The sequence below is a fragment of the Paenibacillus sp. FSL K6-2862 genome (assembly GCF_038005125.1).
In the GTDB taxonomy this organism is placed as follows: Bacteria; Bacillota; Bacilli; order Paenibacillales; family Paenibacillaceae; genus Paenibacillus; species Paenibacillus illinoisensis_A.
Genome location: NZ_JBBOSN010000001.1, coordinates 148,156 through 163,476 on the forward strand (window position 1 = coordinate 148,156; position 15,321 = coordinate 163,476).

15 protein-coding genes are annotated in these 15,321 nt (G+C 49.3%); all 15 read left to right on the plus strand.

Features of this window, described 5'->3' with window-relative positions; all coding sequences use genetic code 11:
- Window positions 1-69 precede the first annotated feature (69 nt).
- The 15 genes from hprK (at window position 70) to MHB82_RS00810 (ending at window position 15,192) form a co-directional block, all read left to right on the plus strand.
- The gene (hprK, locus tag MHB82_RS00740) at window positions 70-1,008 is read left to right on the plus strand and encodes an HPr(Ser) kinase/phosphatase (protein ID WP_095292959.1); all 939 of its coding nucleotides are present in this window, start codon (window positions 70-72) and stop codon (window positions 1,006-1,008) included.
- A gap of 152 nt (window positions 1,009-1,160) precedes the next feature.
- Window positions 1,161-2,198 (plus strand): prolipoprotein diacylglyceryl transferase, encoded by a 1,038-nt coding sequence (gene lgt, locus MHB82_RS00745; protein WP_341173569.1) that lies wholly within the window; start codon window positions 1,161-1,163, stop codon window positions 2,196-2,198.
- Window positions 2,199-2,204: 6 nt separating this feature from the next.
- A complete protein-coding gene (gene ppaX / locus MHB82_RS00750; protein WP_341173570.1) occupies window positions 2,205-2,861 on the plus strand; it encodes a pyrophosphatase PpaX in 657 nt (218 codons plus the stop codon).
- A complete protein-coding gene (locus MHB82_RS00755; RefSeq protein ID WP_341173571.1) occupies window positions 2,858-3,391 on the plus strand; it encodes an acyltransferase in 534 nt (177 codons plus the stop codon). The genes ppaX and MHB82_RS00755 overlap by 4 nt, the downstream gene beginning before the upstream one ends.
- A gap of 482 nt (window positions 3,392-3,873) precedes the next feature.
- Entirely contained in the window at window positions 3,874-5,100 is a 1,227-nt protein-coding gene (locus MHB82_RS00760; RefSeq protein ID WP_341173572.1) for an ATP phosphoribosyltransferase regulatory subunit, read from the plus strand.
- A 1-nt stretch (window position 5,101) separates the two neighbouring features.
- Window positions 5,102-5,761, plus strand: a complete 660-nt coding sequence (gene hisG, locus MHB82_RS00765; RefSeq protein ID WP_095362058.1) for an ATP phosphoribosyltransferase — start codon at window positions 5,102-5,104, stop codon at window positions 5,759-5,761.
- A 79-nt stretch (window positions 5,762-5,840) separates the two neighbouring features.
- The gene (gene hisD / locus MHB82_RS00770; RefSeq protein ID WP_341173573.1) at window positions 5,841-7,145 is read left to right on the plus strand and encodes a histidinol dehydrogenase; all 1,305 of its coding nucleotides are present in this window, start codon (window positions 5,841-5,843) and stop codon (window positions 7,143-7,145) included.
- Window positions 7,138-7,767 carry an imidazoleglycerol-phosphate dehydratase HisB gene (hisB, locus tag MHB82_RS00775; RefSeq protein WP_110821845.1) on the plus strand — a complete coding sequence of 210 codons (630 nt, stop codon included), beginning with the start codon at window positions 7,138-7,140 and terminating at the stop codon, window positions 7,765-7,767. Before hisD ends, hisB begins: the two co-directional genes overlap by 8 nt.
- Window positions 7,768-7,770: 3 nt before the next feature.
- Window positions 7,771-8,397, plus strand: a complete 627-nt coding sequence (hisH, locus tag MHB82_RS00780) for an imidazole glycerol phosphate synthase subunit HisH (protein WP_095362055.1) — start codon at window positions 7,771-7,773, stop codon at window positions 8,395-8,397.
- Between the two features lie 135 nt (window positions 8,398-8,532).
- The gene (hisA, locus tag MHB82_RS00785; protein ID WP_341173574.1) at window positions 8,533-9,267 is read left to right on the plus strand and encodes a 1-(5-phosphoribosyl)-5-[(5-phosphoribosylamino)methylideneamino]imidazole-4-carboxamide isomerase; all 735 of its coding nucleotides are present in this window, start codon (window positions 8,533-8,535) and stop codon (window positions 9,265-9,267) included.
- Between the two features lie 27 nt (window positions 9,268-9,294).
- On the plus strand, window positions 9,295-10,056 hold the full coding sequence (hisF, locus tag MHB82_RS00790) for an imidazole glycerol phosphate synthase subunit HisF (protein WP_095362053.1): 762 nt from the start codon (window positions 9,295-9,297) through the stop codon (window positions 10,054-10,056).
- Window positions 10,049-10,777 (plus strand): bifunctional phosphoribosyl-AMP cyclohydrolase/phosphoribosyl-ATP diphosphatase HisIE, encoded by a 729-nt coding sequence (hisIE, locus tag MHB82_RS00795; protein ID WP_154896759.1) that lies wholly within the window; start codon window positions 10,049-10,051, stop codon window positions 10,775-10,777. The genes hisF and hisIE overlap by 8 nt, the downstream gene beginning before the upstream one ends.
- 11 nt (window positions 10,778-10,788) lie before the next feature.
- Window positions 10,789-11,613: a histidinol-phosphatase HisJ gene (gene hisJ, locus MHB82_RS00800; protein ID WP_341173575.1), complete on the plus strand. Its 825-nt coding sequence runs from the start codon at window positions 10,789-10,791 to the stop codon at window positions 11,611-11,613.
- 82 nt (window positions 11,614-11,695) lie between these two features.
- Window positions 11,696-12,643 carry a ribose-phosphate diphosphokinase gene (locus MHB82_RS00805; protein ID WP_095362050.1) on the plus strand — a complete coding sequence of 316 codons (948 nt, stop codon included), beginning with the start codon at window positions 11,696-11,698 and terminating at the stop codon, window positions 12,641-12,643.
- Between the two features lie 275 nt (window positions 12,644-12,918).
- The gene (locus tag MHB82_RS00810; protein ID WP_341173576.1) at window positions 12,919-15,192 is read left to right on the plus strand and encodes a helix-turn-helix domain-containing protein; all 2,274 of its coding nucleotides are present in this window, start codon (window positions 12,919-12,921) and stop codon (window positions 15,190-15,192) included.
- Window positions 15,193-15,321: the final 129 nt, after the last annotated feature.

Here is a 15,321-nt window from a genome sequence, read left to right on the forward strand (position 1 = left end):
ATGGAATGGAAAAGACGCAAAAATGCTGATGTACATAGAGAGGCAGCGAATGCTGAAAGGAAGAGACAAATGGCGAAAAAAGTGAAAGTATCTGAATTGGTACAGCAGTTCCAGCTTGAGGTCGTTTCCGGATCTCAAGGTTTGAAGAGAGTAATTACTGTAGATGACTTAAACCGTCCTGGCCTCGAAATGGCCGGTTATTTTGAATACCATCCACAAGAACGGGTACAGCTGCTTGGGAGAACAGAGCTGGCCTTTTTTGCAATGTTACCTGAAGCAGAGCGTCGTGACCGGATGCAGCGTCTATGCACGGAGGAAACACCGTGTATCTTGGTGACTCGTGGACTGGAAGTACCACAGGAACTTATCGAGATCAGCGAGGAGCAGAATCTGGCTGTGCTTCGCAGCAACATGGCAACGACGATTCTGTCCAGCCGTATTACCGGATTCCTGGAGCGTAAGCTTGCGCCAACGGCAACCATTCATGGCGTACTATGTGATGTGAACGGTGTTGGGATGCTGATTACTGGCAGCAGTGGTATTGGTAAGAGTGAAACGGCACTTGAATTAGTGAAGCGTGGACACCGCCTGATTGCCGATGATGCCGTTGAAATCCGTCAAACATCAGACTTCCAGCTGCACGGAACCGCACCAGAGCTTATCCGTCACCTGCTTGAGATTCGTGGAGTCGGGATCATCAACGTAATGACATTGTTTGGTGCAGGAGCTGTTCGTAACAATAAACGAATTACCCTGGTAGTGCGTCTTGAGGCTTGGCAGCAGGACAAACAATATGATCGCCTCGGTCTGGATGAGGAAACAACACGAATCATCGATACGGATGTACCGCTGGTAACCATTCCTGTTCGTCCGGGACGAAACTTGGCTGTCATTATTGAAGTAGCGGCGATGAACTATCGTCTCAAGCAAATGGGACTTAACGCTGCACTGCAATTTACGAACAAGCTAACAGCAACGATTTCGGAAGACATGGAAGACATGGATTAGGATAGTAGAAATATTTTTTAGAAATGTAGGAACATGAGTTATACGTATTTAAAATAAGGACCAAGAGTGGCCTGCTCTACTTCTTACGGAATTTGGAGCAGGTCCCATTTGGTCATGCATACAGATGAGTGAATTTATAGGAGTGTGAATGAATGGATACATTATTACTGTTGAACCCCATTGCGTTCTCCATTGGAGCGTTAAAGGTTCATTGGTATGGACTTATTCTCGGTACGGCAGCACTCGTAGGACTGCTACTGGTTATCCGGGAGGGCAAGCGGTACAACATACCACAGGAAGTATTTATGGATATGGTCCTGCTGGGTGTACCTTCAGCCATTATCGGAGCACGTATATACTACGTAGCTTTTCGATGGGATGATTATAAGGATAATTTCTGGGATGTCTTTAAGATATGGAATGGTGGTATCGCCATATATGGTGCGCTGATTGGTGCAATCATTTGTGCCGTTATTTTCTTCCGACGCAAAGGGTACAATTTTTGGCGCATGGCTGACATTTGCGCACCTGGACTCATTGTTGGTCAGATGATTGGACGCTGGGGGAACTTTGTAAACCAGGAAGCCTACGGTGGACCTGTGGAGGAGTCCTTTTTACGGGACAAGCTGCATTTGCCAGACTTTATCGTCAATCAGATGAATGTGGAAGGTGTATTCCACCATCCTGCATTTTTGTATGAGTCGTTATGGAGCCTTGTTGGCTTGGTCTTGTTGCTGGTTCTTCGCCGTCAGAAGTTTTTGCGTGCTGGTGAGTTGTTCATGTCCTACTTTATCTGGTACTCCATCGGTCGTTTCTTCATTGAAGCTCTGCGTACAGATAGTCTGGGCTTCCAGGCGCCTCAATGGCTTGCATCGCTCGTCAACGGTCTATGGTCTCCAATGACTGCACTGGGCTTCGAACAGGGTTACCTGGATTCAGCCTACGGTAACGTAAGAATTTCACAATTGCTCGCCATTGGCATCATTATTGCAGCTATCATATTTATTGTAGTGAGAAGAGTAACTGGAAAAGCTGATGCACGTTATAGCGATCCGATTGTATCTTCCAAGGTCTCATCTGAACCAACGGATGATATGCCGCAAGCAGGCCCGGTTGCCAGCAAAGAGAGTAAAGCAAGCCCAAGCCCCGCTAAAGAGGAGCCGAAGCAAGCTGAGGATAAAAAGGAGTAATGCAGCATGATTGAAACGGTACTATTTGATCTCGACGGAACCATTATTGATACAAATGAGCTGATTATCAGCTCGTTCCAACATGTCATGGAAGGATGGGAACATTCTGCTCCATGGACGCGTGAGCAGATTATCCCGCATATGGGGGGCACCCTGGAGCAGCAGATGCGTACCTTCTCAGGACAGGAGGAAGTAGCTGAGTACGTTAAAGGGTATCGTGCTTATAATGATATCCATCATGAAGCAATGGTAAGACCTTTTCCGCATGTGAATGAGGTTGTTGAGGCACTGCACCAAGCGGGTATTGTGATGGGAGTAGTGACAACCAAGATTCGCCCATCTACACTTAAAGTGCTGGAACGTTTTGACCTGATGAAATATATGAAATCCATTGTAACGGTGACCGATGTAACCCATCCGAAACCTCATGCTGAACCTGTGCTTAAAGCGATGGAGGAGTTGGGTGCAAACCCGGCTACAACGCTGATGGTTGGGGATAGCCCGGTCGATATCCAATCCGCCAAAAATGCAGGTGCACTTGCGGCAGGCGTTGCCTGGTCTCTTAAGGGGGAGGCAGCGCTGAGTGAATATGGCCCGGATTACATATTGCATAACATGAAGGATTTACTTGCGCTGACCCGTATTGAAACGGGACGTTCATGAGGAAAGTCACCCGCTATCCGGTAGAGGGCCACAATGCACTCTGGCATATCTACAAGACGGTAAGTCCGTGGAAGGGTGTTCGCAACTTTATATGGATTCAGTTGTCTCGATACTGTCCTATTCTTCCGGTGAAGAACTGGATCTATCGCCACATGCTCGGTATGAAGGTGGGCAAACATACGGCATTTGGACTGATGGTTATGGTGGATGTGTTCTTCCCCGAAAAGATCACAATCGGTGAAAACTCAGTCATCGGCTATAACACGACGATTCTCGCGCATGAGTACCTCATTAAAGAGTACAGATTGGGAGAAGTTATTATCGGCGAAAATGTGCTGATCGGTGCCAACACAACAATTCTCCCGGGGGTAACCATCGGGGATGGAGCAGTGGTCGCTGCAGGAGCGGTCGTTCATAAGGATGTAGCCCCAGGAGCTTTTGTCGGTGGGAATCCACTTCGTGAATTATCGCGCAATGTGGATACCAGTGAAGTGGAGCTTCTCGTGAAGATAGATGAGCGTGTCCATTAGGGTAGGGTATCAAAGGGCATAGCAGTGGACACCCCATGTAAGTTATGAGGAGTCGTCCAAAATTAAATGATATACAGAGGCACACGGTAATTGTGCTTCTGATGAGTTAAGCTGCTGATGGCAGCTTTTTTCGTATACAGATGTTGCTTAGAGGACTTGTTTCAACAGAAATAAATGTTAAGGCAGAGCGGGTAAGCTAGAGGACTGTATTGTTGACGATGAGGAGTCATTCATGTTATCATATCCCATATCCTTTAGTTTATTAGCACTTTACCATACGAAAGCATTATGGAGTAGTAAGAACTTATCATCAATCAAGAACAGATCAAGAATGCATCAAGAAGGCTGCCCGGCAGCATCTGAACACAGTCCCTTAATATAGGGTAATAGAAGATGGAATCGGGATTTACGATACATAAATCCTATTTAAGATAAAGCTAAAGCCCATAAACCAAACTACTGACTCGGGGTGAATGATACCAATGTCCAAACCAAAAGGCTTCGAAAAACCGACAGGTTTTCGTGACTATACACCGCTTGTGGTAAACAAGCTGAGAACGATTGAACGGAACGTACTGGAATGCATGGAACGCTGGGGTTACCGCCAGATTATAACGCCAACGATTGAATATTACGATACGGTAGGAGTGGCGAGTTCGACCTCGGATCGAAAGTTGTTCAAACTGCTGAATAGCCGGGGAACTACACTTGTACTGAGATCGGATCTGACAGCACCCATTGCGCGAGTAGTATCTTCTCTATTAAAAGATGAATTGCTCCCGCTGCGTCTGTCCTATCATGCGAATGTGTTTCGTTCAATTGAAGAAGAAGCCGGACGCGAGGCGGAATTCTTCCAGACAGGTGTAGAACTGGTTGGAGATGACTCACCAGAGGCAGATGCTGAAGTCGTTGCGCTCGCGATTGCCTCGCTGCAGGCAGCAGGGGTGTCTTCTTTTAAAATAGCGATGGGTCATATGGGTTTTCTAAACGGGCTACTGGAGGAAGTCATTCCAGGGCAGACGGCACAACAGGCTGCACTCAAAGAAGGGTTGCTCGGACGCGACTATGTTGGATATCGTCAGTCGATCGAGGAACTTAACCTGGAACCCAAACCGAAAGAACAATTGGAAGCCATTCTGCGGTTGCGTGGCGGGAAAGAAGTATGTGCACATGCAGCAGAACTTAGCTCCAGTGCTGAAGCAGCGCAATCGATTGCTCATCTGTGTGCTGTGTTTGAAGTGCTGGAAGCCTACGGTGTATCAGAACATGTACTGATTGACCTGACCATGATCGGAGACTTCTCCTACTATACAGGTATGACCTTCGAAGGGTATGCGGCAGAGCTAGGATCACCGGTGTGCAGTGGGGGACGATATGACAATCTGCTGCAGCAGTTTGGCCGCTCGCTTCCTGCAACAGGATTTGCGCTGAAAACGAACCGGATCATCGATGGAGTGCACGGCATTACGATGGAAGAGAACAAACCTGTGCTTATCCAGTATGACAAGGCACGCCGAGCTGAAGCACTGGCGGAAGCGGCCCGTTTACGGAGCGCCGGACAAAACGTGGTGACTAGCCTTTTATCGGATCATCAAGTAACAGAACCAGCAGCAGAAGTGGATGTAACATCCGGTGGTAGCTCAGTACGTTCGGCAAGGGACGTCTACGATCAGGTTATCACCTATCAAGCTGAACAAGGAGGACGCTGAGATGTCGGATATTTTGAAGGTAGCTATGCCCAAGGGCCGAATCTATAAAAAAGCTTCGAAGCTCTTCCGTGAAGCGGGCCTCGATATTCCAGTCGATGTGGACGATACACGCAAATTGGTCATTGAAGTACCCGAAGCAGGAATGGAGTTCATCATGGCGAAGCCTGTAGATGTGCCAACGTATGTTGAATACGGTGTAGCGGATATCGGAATTGTCGGTAAGGACGTACTGCTTGAGGAAAATCGGGATGTCTACGAACTGTTGAATCTGGGGATTGCACAGTGCCGCATGTCGGTGATCGGTCTGCCGGATTGGACACCAGGTATCCAGCAGCGTGTGGCAACGAAATATCCGAGAATTGCCTCTCAATATTTCCGCGAACAGGGTCAGCAGGTGGAAGTTATCAAGTTGAACGGCTCCATTGAACTTGCACCTCTGATCGGGCTGGCTGACCGGATTGTGGATCTGGTGGAGACGGGACAGACACTGCGTGAGAATGGATTGGTTGAGATGACAGGCATTCTGGATATCACGAGTCGCCTTATCGCGAACCGGGTGAGTTATCGGATGAAAAATGGACGGATTCAGGCATTGTGCGATGCATTGCAGCAGGTCATTCCTACGCCTAATGAATTTTCGGCAGGAAGCCTTCAGGGATAAATGATCGGGCAAGAAAGATTAGAGGAATGGATGAACACTTATGGCTGACAGGGAAGACAGGGCCAGGGAGGTAGAACGCATGAAAATTGTACCTGTACGGGAATTTGATCTGAAGCGTGAAGTGGATTACGGTACACCTGAGCAAAATGAAACAGTCCGGCGCATTGTCAGTGATATCCGCCGGGAAGGGGATGCGGCACTACTTCGCTATACGGAGGAGTTGGACCGCACGAAACTGACTGCTGCGGGACTACGCGTGCCGCAGGAAGAGCTCCAAGCGGCCTACGCTGCTGTAGAACCTTCCTTCGTGACAGCGATTCGGCAAGCCGCTGCCAACATTCGAGCGTTTCACGTGAAACAGAAACGTAATTCGTGGATGGATTGGCAGCCGGACGGCAGTCTGCTGGGCCAGGTCATCCGGCCGCTGAAGCGGGTCGGGGTATATGTGCCTGGCGGCAAAGCAGCATATCCTTCGTCGGTGCTGATGAATGTCATTCCGGCACAGGTTGCCGGCGTGCCGGAGATTGTTATGGTGACGCCGCCGGCAACCAACGGTGGCGAGGGAATTGACCCGTACATTCTCGTAGCTGCCGCGGAAGCAGGCGTGAACGAGATGTACCGGGTTGGCGGCGCGCAGGCCATCGCCGCCCTGGCTTACGGCACGGAGACCATTGCCCCGGTCGACAAGATCTGTGGACCGGGTAATATCTACGTGGCGCTCGCGAAGCGTGAGGTCTACGGCGCGGTCGATATCGACAGTATCGCCGGGCCGAGTGAGATTGTGGTGCTCGCCGATGAAACGGCGAACCCGGTGTTTGTCGCCGCAGACTTGCTGTCGCAGGCGGAACATGACGAGATGGCATCGGCCATTCTCGTCACGACCTCGGCCGTGCTGGCGGAAGCCGTGCAGGCCGAAGTGCAGCGCCAGCTTGAGGCGCTGCCGCGGAAGGCTATCGCCGCTGCTTCGGTGGAGCAGTATGGCGCGATTATTGTGGTCGATTCCATGAATGAAGGAATCGACGTGGTGAACCGGCTTGCACCAGAGCATCTGGAGATTCTGGTGCAGGAGCCGATGGCTTATGCCGGCCGGATCGAAAATGCCGGTGCGATCTTTCTTGGTCCGTACAGCTCGGAGCCGGTAGGAGATTATTTTGCCGGACCGAATCATATCATTCCGACAAATGGAACTGCACGGTTCAGTTCTCCGGTAGATGTGGATGACTTTATTAAGAAATCAAGTTTGATATACTACAGCAAGGAAGCGCTGCTTCAAAACGGAGCGGCTATCATAGAACTGGCCCGCCATGAAGGGCTTGAAGGGCACGCCCGTGCAATCGCTGTACGGTTAGAACAGGAAGGGAAGGCGGAATCGGACAATGGATAAGCAAAATAACGGAGTAGAACTTGAAACTAAAGGCGCTGTGCGCCAGGCAGAGGTTGACCGCAAGACGAATGAAACCAATATTCAATTGGCATTTGCCGTAGATGGTACAGGGCAATCGACGATTGAGACGGACGTTCCTTTCCTTAACCATATGCTCGATCTGTTCACGAAGCACGGACAATTCGATCTAAATGTACAGGCGCGTGGCGACATTGATATTGATGATCACCACACCGTTGAGGATATCGGAATCTGTCTGGGACAGACCCTTCGCGAGGCGCTCGGAGACAAGCGGGGCATCAAGCGTTATGCGAGTGTATTTGTACCTATGGATGAGGCACTTGCTCAGGTTGTCATTGATGTAAGCAACAGACCTCACTTCGAGTATCGTGCGGAGTACCCATCCCAGCAAGTGGGCAGCTTCTCGACAGAATTGGTGCATGAATTTCTGTGGAAACTGGCGCTGGAAGCGCGGATTACCCTGCACGTCATTGTTCACTACGGCCAGAACACACATCACATGATTGAGGCAATATTTAAGGCATTGGGACGTGCACTGGATGAAGCAACGATGATCGATCCACGTGTAACGGGCGTGCCTTCCACGAAGGGAGTGCTGTAGACGATGGCGATTGCAATTGTCGATTACGGTATGGGGAACCTGCACAGCGTCGGCAAAGCGGTCGAACGTCTTGGCTATGAAGCGCTGGTGACAGGTGACAGGGAAACAATTTTACAGGCAGACGGGGTTATCCTTCCTGGCGTTGGTGCATTTGGTGATGCCATGGAGCACTTGCGGGAGAGTGGATTGGACGCTGTTGTGAAAGAAGCGGCAGCTGGAACTAAACCACTGCTTGGGATCTGTCTGGGCATGCAGCTGCTATTCAGCTCCAGTGAGGAGCATGGGGAGCACACCGGATTGGATATCCTGCCAGGTAAAGTGGTGCGTTTTGCAGCAGGAGAACTGAAGGTACCTCATATGGGCTGGAATCGACTGGAGTTCCTTCATCCGGAAAATCCTCTCTTTGAAGGGCTTGAAGCCGGACATGTTTATTTTGTTCATTCCTATCATGCACGTACCGAAGTGGAGAGCGATCTGCTGGCAGTAACGGATTACGGACACCCGGTGACAGCCATTGTAGGAAGAGGAAGCAACTTCGGCATGCAGTTTCACCCGGAGAAGAGCGGTGAACTGGGCATGAAGCTGCTCGGAAACTTCCTGGCGTTGACAGGCAAGCCGAATCAGGGATAAATCGAATTCCCGAACAGAGACCCGTTTAGATTAAAGCTATGCTATGCAGGATAGGCAGCCCCTATCCTACTTTTAATAAGCAGTCATACTCATATAGATGGATAAACAAATAAAGAACAAATCAGGAGGCCTTGTATGTCATCTTTTATCATATATCCGGCAATTGATATCCGGGACGGCAAATGTGTAAGACTGGTGCAGGGGGATTACAATCAGGAGACGGTATATAATGATGACCCTGTACAGGTTGCCCTTTCCTGGGAGAAGCAAGGTGGTACATACGTTCATCTGGTCGATCTGGATGGTGCAAAGGCAGGTCACCCCGTAAATGACGAACTCATTGGTCGCATTGCATCCGCAGTGAACGTGCCTGTTCAGGTAGGCGGCGGACTGCGTACCGTAGCTGATGTAGAACGCTTGCTGGGTCTTGGTGTGAGCCGGCTCATTATCGGAACAGCCGCAATTGAAGACCGTGCATTTACCGAAGAAGTGTTAGGACGTTATGGAGATAAAGTGGCGATCGGTATCGATGCCCGAAACGGTTATGTGGCTACTCGCGGCTGGCTGGAAACATCTGAGGTACAAGCTGAAGTACTGGCGAAAGAACTGGCTACATTCGGTGCCGAGACGTTTATCTTCACCGACATTTCCCGTGATGGAATGATGCAGGGGCCAAATGTGGAAGCCATTGTATCACTTGCCAAGGCGAGCGGACGTAATGTTATCGCTTCCGGAGGTGTAAGTGTGATGGATGATCTGCTTCGCCTGAGCCGTCATGCGGATGATGGAATCGGAGGAGCAATCGTTGGAAAGGCGCTGTATACCGGAAGTATCGATCTGTCCGAAGCAGTGCGCGCAGTCAACAAGTAAAGGAACTGGATAGAGAGGAAGAGGAGTATGCTGGCAAAAAGAATTATCCCCTGTCTGGACGTTAAGGATGGCCGGGTTGTCAAAGGCGTGAACTTCGTGAATCTCCGCGATGCGGGTGATCCGGTCGAGCTGGCGGCACTGTATGACCGTGAAGGTGCAGACGAACTGGTATTTCTCGATATTTCAGCTTCTGTCGAAGGTCGCGAAACGATGGAAGAAGTGGTACGGCAGACCGCTGGCGAAATCGCCATCCCCTTTACTGTTGGTGGTGGCATCTCCAAAGTTGAAGACATGAAGCGCATCCTGCGTGCGGGTGCAGACAAAATTGCAGTCAACACGGCTGCTGTGCTGAATCCCCAGCTGATTGCCGACGGTGCTCGCCGCTTCGGTTCCCAATGTATTGTAGTGGCCGTAGACGCCAAGTACAATGAAGCCTGGGGAGAGTGGGAGGTCTACACTCATGGTGGACGGAAACCTTCAGGAATCAAGGCGCTCGAATGGGTGAAACAGGCTGAGGAACTGGGAGCCGGCGAAATTCTGCTGACCAGCATGGATGCGGATGGAACCAAAGATGGATTCGACCTGAAGCTGACGGCTGCTGTATCCGAATCAGTACGAATTCCTGTCATTGCTTCAGGCGGTGCGGGTAAGGAATCTCATTTCTACGACGTGTTTACTGCTGGCAAAGCAGATGCAGGGCTTGCTGCTACGATATTTCATTATAAAGAGATCGCTGTACCGGCGTTAAAACAACATTTGAGAGAACAAGGGGTGGAGATCCGTGAGTAATGTAAGTAACGAGATCAGGGAGCGCTTATCCCTGGAGCAGGTTGTAGAGCATATCCGCTGGAGTGATGGTCTGGTACCTGCGATCGTGCAGGATGCCGAGACACGCCAAGTGTTAATGATGGCATATATGAACCGGGAATCATTGAAGTTGTCGCTGGAATCGGGAGAAACTTGGTTCTGGTCGCGTTCACGCCAAGAGCTATGGCACAAAGGTGCTACGTCCGGGAACGTACAGACAATTACCTCACTAAAGTACGATTGTGATGGGGATACGCTGCTGGTAGAGGTAAAACCAAACGGTCCTGCTTGCCATACAGGTGAAGTGACCTGTTTCCATAATGAAATTGTGGGTCTGCCTCAGAAATCTACAGAACAATCCGGAAATGAGACAAACGCAGACTCTTCGGAATCAAGAGCAGAAGGCCGCTTTGACGTACTTGCTGAACTTGAATCCGTCATTGCTAAACGTGAAGTGGAACGTCCGGAAGGTGCATATACCACGTATCTGTTTGATAAGGGCGTTGATAAAATATTGAAAAAAATCGGTGAAGAAGCTTCCGAAACGATCATCGCCGCCAAAAATAAAGATAATGACGAGCTTCGACTTGAGGTCAGTGATCTGATGTATCACCTGCTCGTTCTATTGCAAGAGCGCAAACTGCCGCTGGACGACATTATGGCTGAGCTGAGCCGCCGTCATGAACGGCCACGCCGCGATTAGGGGGTGCTCTAATGCGCATTGATTATCACACTCACCATGAGCGCTGTGGTCATGCTGTCGGCAAGCTTGAGGCTTATGTACAGCGAGGCGTGGAGATTGGACTGTCCCAGATTGGACTGTCTGATCACATGCCTTTGCTGCATGTAGATCCATCGAATTATTATCCCGAAATGGCAATGCCCATGGAGGAGCTGCCTCGCTATGTGGAAGAATGCTTCTCGCTGAAAGAGCGGTACCGCGGACAGATCGAGGTGCGTGTTGGCCTTGAAGGGGATTACATCGAAGGATGGGAGTCCGAAATCCGGTCAATCATTGAACGTTATCCTTGGGATTACATCATCGGTTCGGTTCATTTCCTTGGGGAATGGGATATCACCGACTTCCGTCAGACCCATCACTGGGAAGGCAAAGATATTTTGGAGGTATACCGTCAGTATTATGATGCTGTAAGTAAAGCTGCTGCTACAGGCATGTACGATATTATGGGGCACACTGACGTTATTAAGCGTTTTGGCTTCAATCCCTCACCGGAGCAGACGGAAGAGCATATTGCACTGGAGAATGCTGCTCTGCAAGCCATTGCGAAGAGTGGCTGTGCTATGGAGCTTAATGCGTCGGGATTGTCGAAGCCTTGTGCTGAGATGTTCCCTAGTCGCCGGATGTTAACAGAAGCCATTAAGCTGGGTATCCCGCTCACCCTTGGTTCTGATGCCCACGACCCACTTAAACTGGGTGAACATTTGCCTGAAGCCGAGCAACTTCTGCATGAGCTGGGTTGTACGGAGGTGGCTGTTTTTGAAGGCCGCCGCCGCTCTTTCGTTCCTTTAAATGTATAAGGCAGTGGGGTATAATGAGGTTAGGAAATAACCTTGTTCAATAAGGGATTATATAGGGAATCTAACCCTCGGGAGGGGCATTATGCAACATTCGTTACGTATTTTTTCCGGTTCATCGAACCCCAAGCTGGCAGAACAGGTATGTGACAAGCTGGGTGTACAGTTGGGCAAAATTAAGCTGTCCCGGTTCAAGAGCGGAGAAATATACGTTCATTACGAAGAAACCATCCGTAACTGTGATGTGTTTCTGGTCCAGTCACTGTCTCATCCGATTAACGAGCTGTTTGTCGAACTGCTCGTGATGATTGATGCAGCCAAACGGGCTTCTGCCCGCACAGTGAACATTATCGTTCCCTATTACGGATATGCCCGTCAGGAGCGCAAGTCTGCACCACGTGAGCCGATCTCGGCTAAGATGGTAGCAGATGTCCTGACGACAGCCGGTGCAAACCGGGTGGTAACGATTGATTTGCATGCAGCAGCGATCCAGGGCTTCTTCAACATTCCTGTCGATCATATGACATCGCTTGATCTGATAAGCGAGTACCTGCTCAGCAAAGGCATTGAAAATCCGGTGGTCGTATCCCCGGATGCAGGACGGGCATCCATGGCGGAGAAGCTGGCCAATCGGTTGGACTCACCTTTTGCCATAATGATCAAAAAGCGGCCGAGCCACAATGAATCCATCATTACACATGTGATTGGAGATGTGGAAGGACGCACGCCGATTATTATTGAGGATCTAATTGATACAGGGACGACCATTTTGAATGTGGTGGAAGGGTTAAAGGAGCGCGGGTCCAAAAATGTGTATGTGTGTGCCACACACGGTCTGTTCTCGGATAATGCGCTAAGCAAGCTTAATCATCCATCCATAGCCGAAGTGGTTGTCACAGATTCCATTGCGCTGCCTGATGACCATCCGGAGTGCTTCAAAGTCCTGCCTGTCGCACCAATGCTGGCACGAGCTGTTCGCATTATTGTGGATGGCGGCTCCATGGCGACATTGTTCAGAGATTCGGGAATCTAAAGTGTTCATGAAGATTTGCTGTTCCGTGTTTGAGTAGTTTGCTGCTCAGCACGGTTTTTTGTTTTTTATCTAAATTATATATGAACTGCTTGATGCTATAATTCCCTGCTTGGCTGCTCTGAAGCTTGTGCTATAATAACATCAAATTGTATCTATCGGACTTATTTGGAGTTACCCGAAAGCGCCACAACCAGAGCAAGAATGAATGAAAGTGTGATAAATAGGAGAACCACAGCTGATGTACATTAGCTCAGTGGAGTGAGGAGTGGGGTCTATTGTCCCGTACTTGGTATTATCGGTTACTCTTTTCGTATTTCCCTATTTTTTTTCTTACCGTGACCATACTCATTTTTATTGCTTTTGTGTTCATTAACGATATTTCCAGAGAAGAAACGAGAAAAGCGGACCGTATATCCTCCAGTTATCTGGTAGATAACCTGGATCGTACTATTCGTGATATTGAACTGTCGGTGACGGAGGCCGTACAGAGTGAGCAGGCGTATAAGCTCTACTTCAATAATCCAGGTCAGGCAAGTAAGGAAACGGTCTATACGATTGCGCAGAGTTTGCGTGAACTGACGAATTCCTCTTCATGGATTCAATCGATTTATTTATATGACAAGAAAAATGATAGCGCTTTAACTTCAAGCGGAGCACGAGAAATAGAAGGCTTTGCAGATCAAAACTGGATTGATCAAATCATATCTGGCTCTCTTGCTCCCGGGTGGCAGCCCGTCCGAGTATATGATGTGGAGTCGGTTCAGCGTACCCCAATCCGGGTGCTCACGGTTAATAAGGACATGCCGTTACCCTTTGGTACCGATGGTGTACTGGTCATTAATATCAAGATGAGCAGTATTGAGCAGGGCATCGATAGCATGGTGAATGGACAACTTTCCTTCATGACTGTTACGGATCAGAAGGGTCAGGTTGTATATAATGCCCACTCAGACAGTGAAGGCGCTCATGGGGGACAACCATTAAATACACTTCACCTCGAAAGGCTTGGTTGGACGCTCCATAGTGGTATTAAGGCAGGTAATCTCTTTGGCTGGGTATCAGTCGTTTCTTATGTATGGGTGTTTATTGCTGCCCTGACCGTTGTCTGTGCCATCATTTATATTGTCTATATTACTCGCCGCAATTATAAGCCTATTCAGATTATCATGAACCGAATTGAGGCCCATCAAATTAGAGCATTGGAGCAATCAGGGTCAAGTGTGGACGAAATGAAGCTGATTGACGGCGTGCTGGAAAATCTGATTAATCACATGATGGATTATGACGAGAAAAGCAGGGAAAATGCGCTGCTGCAGCGGAGCAAGCTATTCAATGATCTATTGCAGGGTGACAATCTGGATCGTGCCACTGAACGATTAAAGGAGCTATCACCGTTAACGGATACGGATCAGTCATCACACTTCACGGTTGTACTGGGAGAAATCAATCGATATGAGAAGGGGTTCCAGGAACGATATACGCGAGGTGAGCAGAACACGCTAAAATTCGCTCTGATGAACGTCTTGCAGGAGCTCACTCGTAACACAGGCATGCAATGCTGGATGGAGTGGGTGAGTGCGGACCGGATTGCGATCCTGTTCCAGTCCCTGGAACCCAGTGAAGATATGACTGACCGAATCTGTGCAGTTGCAGAAGAGTTCAGGTCTTGGGTGGAACAGAATCTCCGTATCTCGCTTAGTTTCGGAATCGGGCCGATTGCCAGGGGCGTAGGAGCGATTCGTGACTCATATACAGCAGCAGAAGCCGTAATGCAGCGCAAGCTCCTGATGAATGGAGATGTGGTTCTGGCCGGGTCCGGTGAAACCTCTCAGCAGTTGCTGGAAACCTACACCTACTTGCAGATGATCGCCGATTTTGTGAAGCGATTCCGAATGTCGAGCGGCCAGTGGCGTGACCTGCTTGAGGAGATTTTTACTGCCTTCGAGCACAACATGCTGCCTGATGACGATATTCTCTCTCTTCTAGAGGCCATGCTGCAGATGCTTCGCCGCGAAGTGGCCATGATGTCAGAGGAGCTGCAGGAGAAATTATCCGAAGATAACATGAACAAGTGGTTAAAATCGATGAAGGAAGCGAAGACGCTTGAGGAATGTAAAGCCATGCTGTTTGATGATCTGACCGAACTGTTCCGAACCTATGTATCGGTGACCGAAACCAAGAGTTACAGAGCATTGGTCAATGAGATGAAAACATACATTGAAGAACAGTTTGCGAATCCGGATCTTTCGCTGAAGCATCTGAGTGATCGATTCCAGGTTTCGGGCAAGCATGCAAGTTATTTATTTAAAACAGAGTTTAACATGAAGTTTGTGGATTTCCTGACCGAGCTGCGGATGAAGGAAGTTGAACGACTTCTGGTCCACACCGATCTTTCGTTGCAGGACATTGCTCTGAAAGTTGGTTATGCCAACGGAATTACTCTTGGACGTGTGTTTAAACGGGTAACAGGGATTACACCAGGTGATTATCGCCGGTTGAAGCGTGAGCATCCCGCGAACAATCATGAAGAGAAAGAGTCGAGCGGCTGACTACATCAGGACATGTACAGGGCGGAATTCGTGCAGGCGCTCTCCGTCAGGAGAGCATTATGCACGAATTCCGCCCTATTACTGTTGGAGCATAATGACCCTACTGACAGAGGGACAGGTTATCGTGTA

Bases quoted from the DNA above. Each gene is read 5' to 3' on its own strand.
- ppaX (WP_341173570.1), top strand. From the start codon at position 2,205: ATGATTGAAACGGTACTATTTGATCTCGACGGAACCATTATTGATACA.
- hisD (WP_341173573.1), top strand. From the start codon at position 5,841: ATGAAAATTGTACCTGTACGGGAATTTGATCTGAAGCGTGAAGTGGAT.
- hisB (WP_110821845.1), top strand. From the start codon at position 7,138: ATGGATAAGCAAAATAACGGAGTAGAACTTGAAACTAAAGGCGCTGTG.
- hisG (WP_095362058.1), top strand. From the start codon at position 5,102: ATGTCGGATATTTTGAAGGTAGCTATGCCCAAGGGCCGAATCTATAAA.
- hisJ (WP_341173575.1), top strand. From the start codon at position 10,789: ATGCGCATTGATTATCACACTCACCATGAGCGCTGTGGTCATGCTGTC.
- hisF (WP_095362053.1), top strand. From the start codon at position 9,295: ATGCTGGCAAAAAGAATTATCCCCTGTCTGGACGTTAAGGATGGCCGG.
- hprK (WP_095292959.1), top strand. From the start codon at position 70: ATGGCGAAAAAAGTGAAAGTATCTGAATTGGTACAGCAGTTCCAGCTT.
- MHB82_RS00805 (WP_095362050.1), top strand. From the start codon at position 11,696: ATGCAACATTCGTTACGTATTTTTTCCGGTTCATCGAACCCCAAGCTG.
- hisA (WP_341173574.1), top strand. From the start codon at position 8,533: ATGTCATCTTTTATCATATATCCGGCAATTGATATCCGGGACGGCAAA.
- lgt (WP_341173569.1), top strand. From the start codon at position 1,161: ATGGATACATTATTACTGTTGAACCCCATTGCGTTCTCCATTGGAGCG.
- MHB82_RS00760 (WP_341173572.1), top strand. From the start codon at position 3,874: ATGTCCAAACCAAAAGGCTTCGAAAAACCGACAGGTTTTCGTGACTAT.
- MHB82_RS00755 (WP_341173571.1), top strand. From the start codon at position 2,858: ATGAGGAAAGTCACCCGCTATCCGGTAGAGGGCCACAATGCACTCTGG.
- hisH (WP_095362055.1), top strand. From the start codon at position 7,771: ATGGCGATTGCAATTGTCGATTACGGTATGGGGAACCTGCACAGCGTC.